The 16,043-nt window shown below is 69.1% G+C and carries 15 protein-coding genes and 1 pseudogene; 13 read left to right on the forward strand and 3 right to left on the reverse strand.

Going from position 1 to position 16,043, the window contains the following annotated elements:
* Positions 1-124: 124 nt before the first annotated feature.
* On the reverse strand, positions 125-1,807 hold the full coding sequence (locus NRP21_RS26705; protein WP_257719294.1) for a glycosyltransferase family protein: 1,683 nt from the start codon (positions 1,805-1,807) through the stop codon (positions 125-127).
* Between the two features lie 320 nt (positions 1,808-2,127).
* Positions 2,128-3,585, reverse strand: a complete 1,458-nt coding sequence (locus tag NRP21_RS26710) for a hypothetical protein (RefSeq protein WP_257719295.1) — start codon at positions 3,583-3,585, stop codon at positions 2,128-2,130.
* Between the two features lie 434 nt (positions 3,586-4,019).
* Here NRP21_RS26710 and NRP21_RS26715 point away from each other — a divergent pair, with 434 nt between their 5' ends.
* From NRP21_RS26715 to NRP21_RS26725, 3 genes are all read left to right on the forward strand, one after another.
* Positions 4,020-4,424, forward strand: a complete 405-nt coding sequence (locus tag NRP21_RS26715) for a PRC-barrel domain-containing protein (protein ID WP_257719296.1) — start codon at positions 4,020-4,022, stop codon at positions 4,422-4,424.
* Between the two features lie 94 nt (positions 4,425-4,518).
* Positions 4,519-5,271, forward strand: coding sequence for a 4-hydroxy-tetrahydrodipicolinate reductase (gene dapB, locus NRP21_RS26720; protein WP_257719297.1), 753 nt, complete (start codon positions 4,519-4,521; stop codon positions 5,269-5,271).
* Between the two features lie 8 nt (positions 5,272-5,279).
* Positions 5,280-5,909 (forward strand): DUF7002 family protein, encoded by a 630-nt coding sequence (locus NRP21_RS26725; protein ID WP_257719298.1) that lies wholly within the window; start codon positions 5,280-5,282, stop codon positions 5,907-5,909.
* A 40-nt stretch (positions 5,910-5,949) separates the two neighbouring features.
* Here NRP21_RS26725 and NRP21_RS26730 read toward each other — a convergent pair whose 3' ends face one another.
* The gene (locus tag NRP21_RS26730) at positions 5,950-6,117 is read right to left on the reverse strand and encodes a DUF3309 family protein (RefSeq protein ID WP_257719299.1); all 168 of its coding nucleotides are present in this window, start codon (positions 6,115-6,117) and stop codon (positions 5,950-5,952) included.
* A 181-nt stretch (positions 6,118-6,298) separates the two neighbouring features.
* Between NRP21_RS26730 and NRP21_RS26735 the strand changes: the two genes are divergently transcribed.
* From NRP21_RS26735 to NRP21_RS26780, 10 genes and pseudogenes are all read left to right on the forward strand, one after another.
* Complete coding sequence (locus tag NRP21_RS26735) at positions 6,299-6,874, forward strand: lipid-binding SYLF domain-containing protein (protein WP_257719300.1); 576 nt, start codon at positions 6,299-6,301, stop codon at positions 6,872-6,874.
* A 91-nt stretch (positions 6,875-6,965) separates the two neighbouring features.
* Complete coding sequence (locus NRP21_RS26740; RefSeq protein WP_257719301.1) at positions 6,966-8,018, forward strand: Ldh family oxidoreductase; 1,053 nt, start codon at positions 6,966-6,968, stop codon at positions 8,016-8,018.
* A 126-nt stretch (positions 8,019-8,144) separates the two neighbouring features.
* Positions 8,145-9,257: a serine/threonine protein kinase gene (locus NRP21_RS26745; RefSeq protein WP_257719302.1), complete on the forward strand. Its 1,113-nt coding sequence runs from the start codon at positions 8,145-8,147 to the stop codon at positions 9,255-9,257.
* A gap of 49 nt (positions 9,258-9,306) precedes the next feature.
* A complete protein-coding gene (locus NRP21_RS26750) occupies positions 9,307-9,864 on the forward strand; it encodes a transposase (RefSeq protein ID WP_257719303.1) in 558 nt (185 codons plus the stop codon).
* Between the two features lie 101 nt (positions 9,865-9,965).
* The gene (metK, locus tag NRP21_RS26755; RefSeq protein ID WP_257719304.1) at positions 9,966-11,153 is read left to right on the forward strand and encodes a methionine adenosyltransferase; all 1,188 of its coding nucleotides are present in this window, start codon (positions 9,966-9,968) and stop codon (positions 11,151-11,153) included.
* Between the two features lie 382 nt (positions 11,154-11,535).
* Positions 11,536-12,210, forward strand: a pseudogene (gene trmB / locus NRP21_RS26760) (tRNA (guanine(46)-N(7))-methyltransferase TrmB); the annotation flags it as partial.
* Positions 12,211-12,314: 104 nt separating this feature from the next.
* Complete coding sequence (rimP, locus tag NRP21_RS26765; RefSeq protein ID WP_408639673.1) at positions 12,315-12,896, forward strand: ribosome maturation factor RimP; 582 nt, start codon at positions 12,315-12,317, stop codon at positions 12,894-12,896.
* Positions 12,897-12,901: 5 nt separating this feature from the next.
* Entirely contained in the window at positions 12,902-14,623 is a 1,722-nt protein-coding gene (nusA, locus tag NRP21_RS26770; protein WP_257719306.1) for a transcription termination factor NusA, read from the forward strand.
* Between the two features lie 64 nt (positions 14,624-14,687).
* Positions 14,688-15,536 carry an RNA-binding protein gene (locus NRP21_RS26775; protein ID WP_408639674.1) on the forward strand — a complete coding sequence of 283 codons (849 nt, stop codon included), beginning with the start codon at positions 14,688-14,690 and terminating at the stop codon, positions 15,534-15,536.
* A 236-nt stretch (positions 15,537-15,772) separates the two neighbouring features.
* On the forward strand, positions 15,773-16,043 hold a 271-nt coding region (locus tag NRP21_RS26780), incomplete at its 3' end, for an IF-2-associated domain-containing protein (protein WP_257719308.1).

Below are 16,043 nucleotides of genomic sequence, written 5' to 3' on the forward strand. Positions count from 1 at the left end.
ATAAGTCCACTATCCAAGAGCAGCACCAGGGCGGCAGCGCCGCCCGGCCGCATGGCCTGATTCCCGTGCGGGGGGGCGGGCGGGAAACCCGCTCCGGCCCCTCAACCCCGCCCGCGACGCCCCGTCAGAACCCCGCAGGCGACCACTGCAGCGTCTCCAGGTCCAGCTGGCACAATCCCTGGATGCCCCGCGCCTGGGCATAGGCCCTGACCCGGTCCAGGTAATCCGGCCGCAGCGGATCCTCGAAGTCCCAGCCAGGCGGATTGAAGGTGGAGTACCCATTGATCGTCGGGATACTGCGCAGCTCCGCGATCAGCATCGCCTCCACGTTGTGCGGATAGCGCTTCATCAGGTCCGAACCGGAATCCTGCCCTCGCGCCTTCGTCACGTAGAAGGCCCGGCACTCCGCTGGCGGCCGCGGCGCCGCGATGCGCGCCAACTCCTCCGCCCGGCTGTTCACCCCCGGCGAGGTGCCGACCTGCTCCACCACCAGCAGCACGCCCAGCAGGACGAAGATCGAGGGCACCCGCGTCATCGCCCGCTGCAGGAACAGCGTGACCACCACCGCCACGGGAAAGGCGAGGAAGATCTGGTAGCGTGAGACCACGCGGAGGCCTTTCGCACCCGGCACGTAGTTGAAGACAAGCTCCCACCCGCTCCCGAACTTGAAGCGGAACAGCATCAGCCAGGTCACCACCGCCGCCGCAGCCACCGCGCGCAGCAGCCCCGCATGCTCGCCCCGGTACTTCCAGAGCGCCCAGGCAGCGGCGCACACGAACAGGTACACGAGGATGGGCGGCATCCCCATCAGCAGCTCGTAGTTGCCCTTCGTGCAGCTCCTGCACAGCTGCTCGTACATCCCGCCGAAGAGGAGATTGCCCGGCCCCAGATTGATCGCGTCGCTCAGCCGGGGCGAGAAGGCCAGCGCGTCCCGCCAGCCATGCATCCCCGTCTCCGACGCCTTCGGCAGGTACACCGAGAGGAAGGGCAGCAGCGTCACGACGAAGACCGCGACGATCAGCAGGCTATGCCACCGGAACCGCCAGGCCTCCGCCAGCAGCCGCCGGTACGGCCCCTGCCCTTCGATAAGGAGCATGGCCAGCGCGCAGCAGAGCGCGAAGAACCCGAAGAACCACGACATATAGAAGGCGGTGAGCAGCCAGGCGGAATAGAGCGCCGCGGCCCCGCAGCCGAAGGCGGCATAGCCCCGCCCCCATCCGGCGGACAGCGCCTCGCGCGCCCGGAGCAGCAGGTAGCCCATCACGGGAGCGAAGCTGACCGAGAGGAGCTGCTGGTGGAAGGCGTGGATGAACAGCGCGTGGCAGAGCGAGAAGACCGTCGCGCCCAGCAACGCGGGCAATGCGCGCGCCGCGAAGGCACGGCGAACGAAGAGATAGAAGAAAACGAAGCCGATCGACTTCACCACCATGTCCACGAGCGCGGAGGACAGGAAGATATCGACGCGGAAGGCCCGGAAGATCGAGTGGATCAGGCCGTAGAGGAAGAAGCCGTCATTGTACCCGAGCGTCCCGGGGTTGGGGTAGAAGTAGTTGGTCTGCGAGAACCAGGACCGGCCGCGGAGGACGTTGTACCAGTGCTCCAGGATGCTCGCCTCGATCCCGCCGTCGAAGCGGTCGCCCCAGAGGCCGCTGAAGCGGTTGGAGATCGGCACCCGGTAGAAGATCAGCAGCGTGAGCGCCAGGAACAGCACCACGCCGGCCGCGCGAAGCCAGGCTTCCCCGCGCGCCGTCCGGAACACCGACAGGAGCCGCGTCATCGCCGGCGCGGGAAGGCTCGATTCACTCATTGTGGGAGATTCGCCTCGTTCTCGGCTACCGCATCCGGCGTGCTGTTTCCGCCCGCCCTCTCCTGCATGCGGCCACGTCCGCCGGCCTGCGCCGGAGACGTCCGGCAATCATCGGCCGAAATGTCCAGGCCAGGGGAAGGCAAGCCGGTGCCGCGAAGATCGAATGCCGTCAGCATGAGCAGGAGAGGCGCCCTGGACGGCGCGTGGCGGCGGCAATTCGGTGCATGAGTGGCCTATATCAAGGATCACCCGTTGCGACTACTCGCGCCGCCCGCACGCGGATCGGCTGGGAATCCTGCCCAGCCGTCCCGCTCTCCGCGTCAGGCGCCGCCCAGGCGCCGGCACGCCGCGGGCTTGCCCGGCAACCAGCAGGGCCATGCCAGCACGGCGCGCGAAACGATCGGCCGTGCCCCTTCCGGCAGTGCTTCCACGGGGGGAACGAAGTCGCGCCGCAGGCCGAAGGCCCGCATCCCCTGCGGCACGGGATAAAGCCGCATATCCGGGATGTTGCGCATCTCGCCCGCCGCGTCGCGCAGCACCGCATCGCCCTTGAAATAGCTCTGGTCGAAGCCGGGCGTGGGGCCCGGCATCTGCACCGCGCGCCAGCGATCCGCATTCCCGGCCGGCACCGGCACGATCCGAACGCAGAGCAGGAGCAGGATGGCGGCAGAAACGGCGGCGGGCACCGGCCAGCCCCTCTGCCGCGCCGCCGCCTGCACGAGGCCAAGCCAGGCCAGCAGCGCGAAGGCCGGGCCGACCCACTTGAAGTAGTGGACGTTGTGGAACAGCCATAGGCCGGTCGGCAGCAGGTCCACATAGGCGATGTAGAACGCGACATGCACGACCGCGGCGACGGCCAGCACCGCCACAGCCGGGCCCCGCCGCACGGCGAAGGGCAGCAGGACCAGCGCCAGCCCGATCCAGGGATGGCGGCTGATCAGCCCCTGCCCCGTTCCCCACCATGGCTGCGGCGCCACCAGGAGGTTGAAGGCCTTCCAGCCATAGGCGTGGAGGGAGAAGCCGATATTGGTGGAGAGAAGCATGTAGGGCGATTTCGCGAAGCCGTAGATCGCGACATGCAGCGCAAGGCCGGCCAATCCCACCACCGCCCCGCCGAGCGCCACCCGCCAGATGGTCCCCCACGCCGCCGCGCGCCGATGCCAGATCTCGTGCAGGCCCAGGCCGCCGAGGATGATCCCCGCGGAGAGCAGGTCGGTCGGCCGCATGAGCGCCACCGCCGAAACGAGCGCACCGAGCAGCACCGGCCGCCGCTGCCCGGCCATGTGGTCCGCCACGAGCCACAGCATCACCCAGAGCAGGGCGGTCGTGGGTGTGGTGTTCCAGGGTATGGCCCATTGCTGCGCCAGGGCCTTGTCAACCGCGACGCTTCCCAGGAACAGGGCCGTTGCCGTCCAGTCCCCGACGCCGGTGCGGCGCGCGAAGCGCAGGAAGGCCCAGGCCGTCAGGAGCAGCGCGGCCAGACCCACGAGAAAGTACGGATGGGCCGGCCAGAAGGAGGTGAACGGCGCGCCGAGCAAGGCATAGCCCATGGGATACCAGTGCTTCGCAACCGAAAGGTCCCCCTGCGCCAGCGCGCGGGCCGAACCGATGTACTGTGACTGGTCCCACCAGCCCCACCAGCCCGCCGGATACTGCAGATTATTCCCGGGCAGCGCCGGATCGGCGAAGTAGAGCCCGATATAGCGCAGCGTCAGCACAGCCATCAGCACGACCAATGGCGCGCCCGGATGGCGAAGGAAGGTGGGGACTCGAAGCATTCCGGCTGCTTGCCATAAACCGGGTTCCCTCACCATGCAGGGCTCCCGCCCCTGGATCAGGGGGCGGTCGGCCTCGTCGTTCGGGAACTGCCAAGGCCGACCTCCGCGTGGCCCCAGCCTCCGATCGCCGGGTGGTGTCCAAGTCGCTTCCCACCACTCCCTTTCGGTCGGCCCGGTCGTGACGACGTTCGCCGCCCGTGAATTCCTTCCCGGTAACTCCGGTCCGGTTGCATCCCGCCCGGGCTGCCCGCCGCTCTCCGGGAGGATCCTTCCTTGCCCCGCCAGCGCAGCCGCACCACCGCCCGGCCCGCGAGCCGCCCGCAGGCACGCCGCTGGATAACGGTCCGGGCCGCCCGGTAGATCCCTCTCACAGGGCTCCTGAACCCAAACCTTCTCCCGGGCGTTTCCCCCTCACAGCACGGGAGAACCCGCAAATGTCCGACGTCTTCCCCACCGGCACCGACAACACCATCCGCCCGGAAAGCCCGCACCGCCTCATCTCCGCCGACAAGGTGGAGGGCACCGCCGTCTACAACCGCACCGGCGAACGCCTCGGCACGGTCGAGGACCTGATGATCGACAAGGTCTCCGGCCGCGTCGCCTTCGCCGTCATGTCCTTCGGCGGCTTCCTCGGCCTCGGCGAGAACCACCACCCCCTCCCCTGGTCCGTCCTCACCTACGACACCACTAAGGGCGGCTACGTCGTGGACCTCACCCGCGAGCAGCTCGAGGGCGCACCCGCCTACGCCTCCACGGAGCCCATGGACGTCTCCGACACCAACAGCCGCCGCGTTTACGACTACTACAAGGCCCAGCCCTTCTGGCTGGAAGTGTCGTAGCCCCGGCGCGTTCCGAAGGAACGTCGCCCGCCCCTTCCCCCCGCCCGCATTCCCCCCCAAAACGCGGGAACCACGGGCGGAAAGGAAGGGGCACATGCCCAGCATCGGCATTCTCGGCATCACCGGCCGCATGGGCCGCCTCCTGGTCGAGGAGGTGGCCGCCGCCGGCGCCACCCTCGCCGGCGGCACCGCACGCCGCGGCGATCAATGGCCCGCCAACCCCGCCGCCCTCGCCCGCACCGCCGACGTCATCATCGACTTCACCACCGCCGAGGCCGCCGAACCCCACATCGCCGCCGCCGAGGCCGCCCGCAAGCCGCTCATCCTCGGCACCTCCGGCCTCAACGCCGCGCAGGAAGCACGCCTGGAACAGGCCGCCCACCACATCGCCATCGTCTACGCCGCCAACTTCTCCCCCGGCGTGAACCTCCTCCTCGCCGCCGCCGAGCGCCTCGCCTCCGCCCTCCCGCCCGAGGCCTACGACGCCGAGATCGTCGAAACCCACCATCGCCAGAAGATCGACGCCCCCTCCGGCACCGCCCTCGCCCTCGGCCACGCCGTCGCAAGGGGCCGCGGCACCACCCTGGAACAGGCCGGCATCGAATCCGGCCGCCACGGCCACACCGGCGCTCGCAAGACCGGCGCCATCGGCTTCGCCGCCCTCCGCGCCGGCCAGGTGGTGGGCGAACACACCCTCCTCTTCGCCGCGGGCACGGAGCACATCGCCCTCACCCACCGCTCCTTCGACCGCCGCGTCTACGCCACCGGCGCCGTCCGCGCCGCCCTCTGGGCCATCGGCAAGCCCCCAGGGCTCTACGGCATGAACCACGTCCTCGGCATGGCCTGACCCACGGCATGACGGAACCCGCGGAAGCGGCGGCCCGCTTCGCCGCCCGCTTCCCGGTCCTCTTCCACGTCACGGACCCGGAGGCCCTGCCCGGCATCGCGGCGAACGGCCTCCTCTCCACGGAAGCCCTCGTCGCCCTCTACGACGTCCCGCCCGAAGACCGCCCCGCCCTGCTCGACCACAACCGCGGCCGCGGCAACTTCACCCGCCTGCACCGCGAAGGCCTCCCCGGCGCCACCCTCCGCGACCAATGGATGCCCGACGTCCCCCTCACCCAAACCTTACGCGGCGCCTACGCGAACGACCCCATCGCCTGGCGCCGCCACATCAACGCCCACGTCTTCTTCTGGCTGAACAAACCCCAGGCCGAACGCCTCGCCCGCGTGAACCGCGCCCGCGCACAGACCGTCCTCGCCTTCGACACGGCCCGCCTCCTGGCAGCCCATGCCAGCCACGCCTTCACAACCCCCATCAACACCGGCATCGCCCAGGGCCTCTACGGCCGCCCCGGCTCCCCGCGCGACGAGCACACCTTCCAGCCCGTCACCGCCTACCCCCGCCCGGACCGCCGCCCGCCGAAGGAGCTCGCCATCCGGCACGGCGTCCCGGACGCCACGGCCTACCTCATCCAGCCCTGAAAGGACCGGGGAGCCACCGCCCCCCGGCCCCACCCTCACCTCAGAGCCCGCCGCCCCGCCCGAACAGCAGGTAAACAATCAGCACGATCACCAGCAGCCCCAGGATCCCCCCGAAGCCACCACCCCCGTAATACCCGCTCCGGTACCCGTAGTACCCGCCACCACCGAACAGCAGCAGCAAGATCACGATGATCAGCAGCAGGGTCATCGGCCCATCTCCTCCGGGCGGCGCGGGATGCACCGCCTCGCCCAAAGGCAACGCAGGAACTCACCTTTCGTACCGCGAACCACCAAAACACGCCCCGCGCCACCGCCAGGCATCCAAACCCCACCCCACGCGTTCCGCAGCCGCCAAGCCGCAACAAACCCCGGCCGAACGGAGAAAACCCATGACCGCGCCCACCCGCCGCGCCCTGACGGCCCGCATCCTCCCCGCCGCCGCCGCGGCCCTCGCCGCCCCCGCCCTCCTGCGCCCCACACCCGCCCAGGCCGCCACCGCCGCCGAAATCAGCGCCGAGGTCAACGCCGCCCTCGTCTCCCTCCGCCAGCGCGCCGAAACCCGCAACCTCTTCGCCCAGGCCCGCGCCACCCTCATCTTCCCCCGCATCATCCAGGGCGGCTTCGTCGTCGGCGGCCAGTACGGCGAAGGCGCGGCACTGCGCGGCAACACCATCCAGGGCTACTACAACATCGCCGGCGCCTCCTTCGGCCTCCTCATCGGCGCCCAGGCCGCCGGCCTCGCCATGTTCTTCATGACCGACGAAGCCCTCGGCGCCCTCATGCGCGCCGACGGCTGGGAAATCGGCACCGGCCCCTCCGTCGTGGTGCTGGACCGCGGAGACCAGGTGAACCTCACCGCCACAACCCTCCGCGAACCCGTCTACGCCATCACCTTCAACCAGCAGGGCCTCATGGCCTCCATCTCCCTCAACGGCACCAAGATCTCCCGTATCAACCCGTCCTAAGTCCTGACAGGTCCGGCCTAGGGGGCTCCGCCCCCTAGATCCCCCGCCGGGGGGTGGACGCACCCCCCGGACCCCGCGATCTAATAGCGGGATGCCCGACACGATCCTCGTCCCCGCCGAAACCCTCCACCGCCAGCTCACCGCGGTCTTCACCACCTGGGGCATGTCGGCGGAACACGCCAACACCGCCGCCACAGTCATGGTGGACACCGACCTCACGGGCATCGACTCACACGGCGTCGGCATGCTCCCCCACTACCAGCGCCTCTTCCGCGAAGGCCGCCTGGACCCGAAGGCCACCCCCACCATCGCGAGGGACCACGGCCCCGGCGTCCTCATCGACGGCAACAAGGCCATCGGCCACGTCCCCGCCCACCTCGCCATCACCACCGCGATCGAGAAGGCCCGGGAATTCGGCATCGGCGTCGCCGCCGTCACCAACTCCAACCACTACGGCGCCGCCGGCTGGTACGCCCGCCTCGCCGCCGAACAGGGGATGATCGCCCTCTCCCTCACCAACTCCTCCCACCTTATGGTCCCCCTCCGCGGCACCCAACCCGCGCTCGGCACCAACCCCATCGCCTTCTCCGCCCCCACGCGCGACCCCGCCCGCCCCGTCCTGCTGGACATGGCCACCACCACCGTCGCCTACGGCAAAATTTCCATCGCCCGCCGCGCCGGAAAACCACTCCCCCCCGGCTGGGCCCTGGACGAGAACGGCGAGCCGGAACTGGACAGCGCCCGCGCCTCGGACGCCCGCCGCCTCGCCCCCCTCGGCGGCACCCGCGAACAGGGCGCCCACAAGGGCTACGGCCTGGCCCTGATGGTTGAGATCCTCTGCGCCACCCTCACCGGCGCCGGCTCCGCCCAACTCCGCACCGGCCACTTCTTCCTCGTCCTGAACCCCACCGCCTTCCGGGACCGGGAAGGCTTCCAGGCCGACCTGGACGACCTCCTCGCCCGCCTGCGCGACAACCCGCCCGCCGACCCCGCCGCCCCCGTCCTCATCCCCGGCGACCCCGAGCACGACACCACGGTCGAGCGGGGGCGCGACGGGATTCCGATGGTGCAGACGCTGGTGGAGGAGGTGCGGGCGGTGTGCGAGGAGAGTGGGGCGGCGTTTTTGCTTCCGCATCTGAAATAGGCAACAAGCGCCAAGAATACTTGCTCAAATGCGAATTTAATCAAACCTCAAGCAAGCCGGAGATTTGATCCATTTCGGGACGGCAAGTTGTGCCAATCACCGCGCGCCAGCCAAGGGGGAATTCACTTGAGACTGTACGATGTTCCCGAGGAGTTAAAGCGTCGAATCATATCCATGCACTTGCAACGGTATGGCGAACTCGAAGGCGAACCTGAGATGGGGGCCTTTGGTGAAATTTACAAGCTCAAAGCAACGTTACCGCTTGTTGCAAAATGCCCTCAGCTGAAAAAATTCGGCACTGACGAAGGTTATGAAAGGGCGATCGGAAAACTGTTAGTAGAGTTTGAAAAGGTTGGCCTTTATTGGAGGCACCATGGAGTCCAGAGATATAACGGCATTGAAATCATATATGGCTGGCCATTTCTTCTGTCTCGGCTTAGGCATGAGACGCTTGCCGACCGGATAGCGGATGCCGCAAGCTGGACAATGACTGACAAATTGTTGTGCCTAGTTCAAGTCTGTCGCGCACTTTCCTATTGCCAGCGTCAGGGCTTAACTGCCCATCAAGATCTTAAGCCCGCAAACATTTTCGTCGATGATCTATCGCGCCATTTTCGAAATTCAGGTTCCTCTGCCGTAATTGTAAGATATAAGACATACGTAGCTGATTTCGGCCTTGCTGACGCCTTCCGTGAATTTGGAAAAAACTCGGGAAGCCGTCCCTATATGGCTCCGGAACAGTACCATTCGGGTTCCATTGACAATGGAAGCGCGATTGACATCTTTGCCCTTGCAGTGATGAGTTTCGAATGCTTGAGTGACGGCACACATCCTATTGGTGAGAAAACTAGCGAAGTCTGGCCTGTCCAGCTATCGGGAAAGTCAAGCAAGTGGAAGCGGGAGAATGTTTGGAAAGATTGGGCTCGCCGTTCAGAGAAAGCCTTTCCCGATGCGTCGATCGCGGCAAAAATCCCAGCCGCAGTGTTGTACGAAATAAAAAAAGCACTTTCTCCGAACCCCGATGATAGACCAACTATCGAACAATTCGAATACAGTCTTTGGTGTGCCTTAGAGAGGGAGGCGGGCGATCTCGCTCAAAGCTACCGAACGCTGATTGACGTCATGGATGAACATTATACAGCATCGGACGACTCGGACTGGCCTTATTTGACCGACTGCATTTCCCGGCTGCGTCGATTGTACAGCATAAGGGACCAAAATCCCCAGAAAGCCCAATAATAGGTAAATTTTCCTTGACGCGGACCAGGGTCCGGCTTACGATGACTACATGTCCCGCCCCTGGTCCCCCCTCACCGACGCCGAGTGGTCCGCCCTCTCCCCCCACCTCCCCCTCACCGGCGCGGGCCGCCCCATCCCCAACCCCCGCGCCCGGCTGGACGCCATCTTCCAGCTCGTCACCACAACCCTCCCCTGGTGCCACTCCGGCTCCACCGCCGCCCCGGCCGATACCCTCCATCGCCAGTTCCGCCGCTGGGCCCGCGCGGGCGTCTGGTCCCGCCTCCTCCGCCTCGCCGCCCGCAAGCGCGCGCCCAAACCCCTCCGCGCCCTGCTGGATTGGCTCTGCGCCGCCCACCGCCGCACCTACCGCCTGCTCGGCATCCCCGTCCTCACCCTCGCCCGCCGCCTGAACCTCCCCCGCGCCCTCCCCGGCCCCTCCTGGCTCCTGCCGGATCCCGCCCTGGCCGCCCTCGTCCACCGCGCCGTGCGCCACTTTCTCACCACGCCACTCACCCGCGCGGCCGTCCCCTACCTCCGCAACCTCCGCGTCCTCCTCCGCACGGCGGAAGGCCGCCGCCGCATCCCTGCCTGCCTCCAACCGTCATAGCCCCACTTCTTGACCCCCCCTCTCGCGCCTGCGAAACCCGCGCGCCGCCGGAATTCCCCGGAATCGGCTTCCACTCACGCGACAAGAGGCCGAACCAAGCCATGCGCGACACGGGCGAATACCTTTTCACATCCGAATCGGTCTCCGAAGGCCACCCAGACAAGGTGGCGGACCGCATCTCGGACACGGTGCTCGACACCTTCCTGGAAGCCGATCCCTACGCCCGCGTGGCCTGTGAGACGCTGGTCACCACCAACCGCATCGTCATCGCCGGCGAAACCCGCGGCCCCGGCGACATCACGGCCGAGCTCCTGGCCCACAAGGCCCGCCTCGCCGTGCACGACATCGGCTACGACCAGGAAGGCTTCTCCTGGAAGAACGCGGACGTCTCCGTCTACCTCCACGCCCAGTCCGCCCACATCGCCCAGGGCGTGGACGCCGCCGGCAACAAGGACGAAGGCGCCGGCGACCAGGGCATCATGTTCGGCTACGCCTGCCGCGAAACGCCCGATCTCATGCCGGCCCCCCTCTACTACTCCCACCTGATCCTCCGCCGGATCAGCGAGGCGCGGCGCAACAGCGACATCACCGCGAAGGGCCTCCAGCCCGACGCCAAGTCCCAGGTCACGCTCCGCTACGTCGATGGCAAGCCCGTCGGCGCCACCTCCGTCGTCGTCTCCACCCAGCACGATGAGGGCATGAGCCAGGATGAGGTCCGCGCCCTCGTCCTCCCCTTCATCGAGACCTCCCTCCCCCCCGGCTGGATGCCGAAGGCGGAGGAGATCTACGTCAACCCCACCGGCACCTTCGTCATCGGCGGGCCGGACGGCGATTGCGGCCTCACCGGCCGCAAGATCATCGTGGACACCTACGGCGGCGCGGCCCCCCACGGCGGCGGCGCCTTCTCCGGCAAGGACCCCACGAAGGTGGACCGCTCGGCCGCCTACGCCGCCCGCTACGTCGCCAAGAACGTCGTCGCCGCCGGCCTGGCCGATCGCTGCACCATGCAGGTCAGCTACGCCATCGGCGTCGCCAAGCCCCTCTCGGTGTACTTCGACCTCCACGGCACCGGTAAGGACGTGGACGAGACGAAGCTGGTGAAGGTCATCTCCGACCTGGTGAACCTCTCCCCCCGCGGCATCCGCGAACACCTGCACCTCAACCGCCCGATCTACGTCCCCACCTCCAGCTACGGCCACTTCGGCCGCACGCCGGATACGGAAAAGGGCACCTTCACCTGGGAACGCACCGATCTCGCCGCCGAGCTGAAGCGCGCCTTCGGCCGCTGAGCGGGAATCGGTTGCCAATTTGTTCTCACTAGCCTAGATTAACTCCCACGGGCTCCCCCGCCCGTCCGGCCATCCCGGCCGGCACAAAGGGCCCGCCTCGAACCCCCTTCGAGGCGGGCCCTTTCTCTTTGAACCGCGAATCGGCCCCTCGCCCCCCTCCCCGCCACCGCACCCCGGCCATTTGTCCGAAACCCGAATTCCCCCCGGCCCCGTTCTGCCCTAACTCCCGCCCCAGAATGGCCTACGACACCAACCGCCCCGCGCCCCCCGCCGAAGGCATCCCGGACCGTCTCTACGGCCGCCGCCGCGGGCCCCCCCCCCCCCCCCCCCCCCCACCCCCGCGGGCGGGGGCCCGCCCCCCCCGCCCCCCCCCCGCCCCCCCCCCCCCCCCCCCCGTCTCTACGGCCGCCGCCGCGGCCACCCCCTCCGCCCCCGCCAGCAACGCCTGCTGGAGGAAACCCTCCCCCGCATCACCCTCGCATCGCCCGAAGCCCCCCGCGAAGCCTTCCCCGGCATCACCGGCCCCCTCTGGCTCGAAGTCGGCTTTGGCGGCGGCGAACACGCCCTCCAGCTCGCCCGCACCAATCCCGGCACGGCCCTCATCGCCTCGGAGGTCTTCGAGAACGGCCTCTGCTCCCTCCTCACCCACCTCGTCCCGGAAGGTGAGGAAGCCACCGCCCCCCTCCCCGCGAATCTGCGCCTCTGGCCGAAGGACGCCCGCCACCTCCTCCAGGCGCTCCCCGATGGCGCGCTGGACCGCCTCTTCCTGATGTTCCCCGACCCCTGGCCCAAGGCCCGCCACAGCAAGCGCCGCTTCGTCCACCCGGCCCTGCTCCCCCTGCTGGCCCAGAAGCTGAAGCCCGGCGCCGAGTGGCGCATCGCCAGCGACGACCCCACCTACCAGGCCTGGGTGGACGAAGTGATGGCCGACCAGCCCCACTTCACCCTCGCCACTCACCACGATTCCCCGCCCGAGGACTGGCCCCGCACCCGCTACGAGGCCAAGGCCCTCCGCGAAGGCCGCCACCCCCGCTACTGGATCTGGCAGCGCCGCTGAGAACGCGGAATCCTCTTGCCCCGCCCCCGGCGGGGCACTACATCCTGGGAACAAGACAATCCGCCTGTTTGGGGGGTGGCCTTAACGGGCCGCCTTTTTTGTTTTTGAGCGACGACACACCGCAGCACGAAGGGCTCGAAGCCCGGATCGCTACCGCGATCACCCCCGCCCTGACCCAGATGGGCTACGAGATCGTGCGCGTCATGGTCCAGGGCAAGGAACGCCCGACCGTGCAGATCATGGCCGACCGCGCCGATGGCAGCCTCATCAACGTCGAGGACTGCGAGGCCATCTCCCACACCGTCAGCGCCGTGCTGGACGTGGATGACCCCTTCCCCGGCGAGTGGAACCTCGAGGTCTCCTCCGCCGGCATCGACCGCCCGCTGACCCGCACGAAGGACTGGGTCCGCTTCGCCAGCCAGGTCGCGACGGTGGAGCTGAACATGCCGCAGGAGGGCCGGCGCCGCTTCCGCGGCCGCATCCTCTCCGCGGACGAGAACGAGGTGTGCCTGAAGCTCGATGAGGGCGGAGAGGTCACCCTGCCGCGCGGCAACATCCGCCGCGCCAAGCTGGTGCTGACGGACGAGCTGATCGCCGCCACCGCCCAGCCCGAACCCGAGGACGACGGCGAGGGAGCCCCGAAGAAGGCTCCGAAGCGCTGGCGTCCCCCTTCCGAGAGGAACTGAGATCCATGGCCGTCGATGTCGCGATCGCCCGCCCCGAGCTTCTCCAGGTGGCCGATGCCGTCGCCCGGGAGAAGATGATCGAGCGCGAAGAGGTGCTCGAGGCGATGGAGCAGGCCATGTCCAAGGCCGGCCGCGCCAAGTACGGCCAGGAAAAGGACATCCGCGCCACCATCGACCGCCGCAACGGCGAGGTGCGCCTCTCCCGCTGGACCGAGGTGGTGGAGCAGGAGCCGGTCGAGAACGAGGACACGCAGATCCCCCACCGGATCGCGGAGAAGATCAAGCCCGGCATCTCCGTCGGTGAGTTCATCGTCGATCCCCTCCCCCCGATCGACTTCGGCCGCATCGCAGCGCAGACCGCCAAGCAGGTCATCGTGCAGCGCGTGCGCGAGGTGGAGCGCAAGAAGCAGTTCGACGAGTACAAGGACCGCGTCGGCGAGATCATCAACGGCGTCGTCAAGCGCACCGAGTACGGGAACCTCATGGTCGATCTCGGCCGGGCCGAGGCCCTGCTGCGCCGCGACGAGACCATCCCGCGCGAGGCCTTCCGCAACGGCGACCGCGTGCGCGCCTATATCTACGACGTGCGCGAGGAGCAGCGCGGGCCGCAGATCTTCCTCTCCCGCACCCATCCCGGCTTCCTGGCGAAGCTCTTTGCCCAGGAGGTGCCGGAAATCTACGACGGCATCATCGAGATCAAGGCGGTGGCCCGCGACCCCGGCAGCCGCGCCAAGATGGCCGTGATCTCCCGCGACAGCTCCATCGACCCGGTCGGTGCCTGCGTCGGCATGCGCGGCTCGCGCGTGCAGGCGGTGGTGGCCGAGCTGCAGGGCGAGAAGATCGATATCATTCCCTGGTCCAACGACCAGCCGACCTTCATCGTGAACTCGCTGGCGCCCGCCGAGGTGACGAAGGTGGTGCTGGACGACGAGGGCCGCCGCGTCGAGGTGGTGGTGCCGGACGACCAGCTCAGCCTCGCCATCGGCCGCCGCGGCCAGAACGTGCGCCTCGCCTCCCAGCTCACCCGCTACGACGTAGACATCCTGACGGAGGCCGAGGAGAGCGAGCGGCGCCAGGCTGACTTCAGCAAGCGCACCTCCCTCTTCGTCGAGGGGCTGGACGTGGACGACATGATCGCCAGCCTGCTGGTGACCGAGGGCTTCTCCACGCTCGAGGAGATCCTGGAGACGGATGACGAGGAGCTCGCGGAGATCGAGGGCTTCGACGAGAACGTGGCCGCCGAGCTGAAGCGCCGTGCTCAGGCCAGCCTGGACCGCCGCGACGAGGAGCTGGACACGAAGCGCCGCGAGATGGGCGTGGACGACAAGGTCGGCGAGACCGGCGGCTTCACCCCCGCCATGATGGTCGCGCTCGGCGAGAAGGGCGTGAAGACGCTCGACGACCTGGGCGACCTTGCTGCCGACGAGCTGATCGAGATCCTCGGCACGGACAGCGTGGACGAGGAAACCGCCAACGCCATCATCATGGCCGCGCGCCAGCGCGCCGGCTGGTTCGGCGAGGAGGAGCAGGCCGCGGCCGAGGCCGCCGCCGCCGAAGCGGCCGCCGAGGCCGCCGCGGCCCAGGCCGCCTATGACGAAGCGGGCGAGGAGCAGCCCGGGGACGACGGCGAAGAGCCGGCGGCCGAGGACGGCTCCGAGGAGAGCCCCGCGGAGAGCCCCGAGGGCACCGCCGAGGACGAGGGGGAGAACGGCGACGCCCGCGCCTGATCCCGAAACGCCCGGCAGGGCCGGCGAGGCCGACCCTGCCGCCGCGCAGGTCCCGGAAGCCGGCCTGCCCGACCCTGAGGAGAAGGGCCCGCGACGCCGCTGCGTGGTGACGCGGGAGTCCCTCCCGAAGGAGGCGATGATCCGCTTCGTGCTCGGCCCGGACCGCGTCCTGGTGCCGGACCTCTCCGGGCGCATGCCCGGGCGGGGAATGTGGTTGAGCGCGCGCGGCGATGTGCTAGAACGCGCCCTGACCCGCGGGGCCTTCATGAAGGCGGCCCGCGGCCCGGTTCACCCCATCCCCGACCTTCGTGACACGATCGTCGATGGACTTCGGCGGCGCATCCGGGACCAGGTGGGGCTTGCGCGCCGCGCGGGCCAGGCCGTGGTGGGCTTCCAGCAGGCGCGCGAATGGCTGCAAACCGGCCGCGCCGCCCTGCTGGTGGAGGCGTCGGATGGAAGCGCCCCCGAGCGGGCGAGGCTGGTCGGGAGCTACGGCGTCCCGGTCGTCTCGGTGCTGGCGGCGACGGAGCTGGGTGCGGTGTTCGGTCGCGATCACGCGGTGCACGTGGCGATAGCGCCGGGCCGGCTGGCCGAGGCCATCATGGCCGAGGCCGGGCGGCTCTCCGGCATGCTGTCCGCCTCGCCGGCCGCGGAGGCGCCCGCCGGGCGGCGCGGCAAGGCGCAGGGCAGGGATGCGGGCCGGAAGGCTGGCGCCGGCGCCCCGGCGTCGCCACATTCCGCGGAACAGGTTGGCCCCCACGGGGCCGGCCAGGATGAGGCGCCCCGACGGGGTGCCCAGAGGAAGGCGCCCCAGGGGGGCGCCGGAGGCCCGGCGTCCCGGAAGGGCGGCAGGCAGGGAACGCGCCCTCGGCGCGGAGGGGAGCCGGCCGTGCCAGTGACGCAAGAGCGATGAGCCGCTAGGCGGCCGGATGGCGAAGGGGCGAGAGGGAGTGATCCCCGCCGCCCCGGGGGACGCGCGAACAGCGCGGCCCGGGATCTCGTGCCCCTCAGGCGCGATATGGACATGATGGGTCGCCCAAGGCGGCCGGCACCTTTGGCCGGAAGGGTTGATACCCCTCGGCAGGTGCGCTGGAGATCAGTGTGGCGGACAGCAAGCTGGATACGGAAGGCTCGAACTCGGGCGGACGCATGAGCGACGACAACGGACAGGATCAGAACAAGGGGCGCCTCTCCCTGCGCCCCGGCGGACGGATGGAACTCGGCAAGACCGAGCAGGCTGGCAGCGTGCGCCAGTCCTTCAGCCATGGCCGCAGCAAGACCGTGCAGGTCGAGGTTGTGAAGAAGCGGGCCGGCGGCCCGGGCGGCGCCCCCGCCCCGGCCGCTGCTGGCCCTGCCAAGCCGGCCGGCCCGCAGGCCGGTGGCCCCCGTGCCGGCGGCCCGCCGCGCGCGGGCGGCCCCC

Source organism: Roseomonas populi (genome assembly GCF_024594815.1).
Classification (GTDB): domain Bacteria; phylum Pseudomonadota; class Alphaproteobacteria; order Acetobacterales; family Acetobacteraceae; genus Roseomonas; species Roseomonas populi.

What these genes read in the sequence shown, in the direction of transcription:
- NRP21_RS26705 (WP_257719294.1), bottom strand. Translation starts at nt 1,807, where the DNA reads ATGAGTGAATCGAGCCTTCCCGCGCCGGCGATGACGCGGCTCCTGTCG.
- NRP21_RS26710 (WP_257719295.1), bottom strand. Translation starts at nt 3,585, where the DNA reads ATGCTTCGAGTCCCCACCTTCCTTCGCCATCCGGGCGCGCCATTGGTC.
- NRP21_RS26715 (WP_257719296.1), top strand. Translation starts at nt 4,020, where the DNA reads ATGTCCGACGTCTTCCCCACCGGCACCGACAACACCATCCGCCCGGAA.
- dapB (WP_257719297.1), top strand. Translation starts at nt 4,519, where the DNA reads ATGCCCAGCATCGGCATTCTCGGCATCACCGGCCGCATGGGCCGCCTC.
- NRP21_RS26725 (WP_257719298.1), top strand. Translation starts at nt 5,280, where the DNA reads ATGACGGAACCCGCGGAAGCGGCGGCCCGCTTCGCCGCCCGCTTCCCG.
- NRP21_RS26730 (WP_257719299.1), bottom strand. Translation starts at nt 6,117, where the DNA reads ATGACCCTGCTGCTGATCATCGTGATCTTGCTGCTGCTGTTCGGTGGT.
- NRP21_RS26735 (WP_257719300.1), top strand. Translation starts at nt 6,299, where the DNA reads ATGACCGCGCCCACCCGCCGCGCCCTGACGGCCCGCATCCTCCCCGCC.
- NRP21_RS26740 (WP_257719301.1), top strand. Translation starts at nt 6,966, where the DNA reads ATGCCCGACACGATCCTCGTCCCCGCCGAAACCCTCCACCGCCAGCTC.
- NRP21_RS26750 (WP_257719303.1), top strand. Translation starts at nt 9,307, where the DNA reads ATGTCCCGCCCCTGGTCCCCCCTCACCGACGCCGAGTGGTCCGCCCTC.
- metK (WP_257719304.1), top strand. Translation starts at nt 9,966, where the DNA reads ATGCGCGACACGGGCGAATACCTTTTCACATCCGAATCGGTCTCCGAA.
- nusA (WP_257719306.1), top strand. Translation starts at nt 12,902, where the DNA reads ATGGCCGTCGATGTCGCGATCGCCCGCCCCGAGCTTCTCCAGGTGGCC.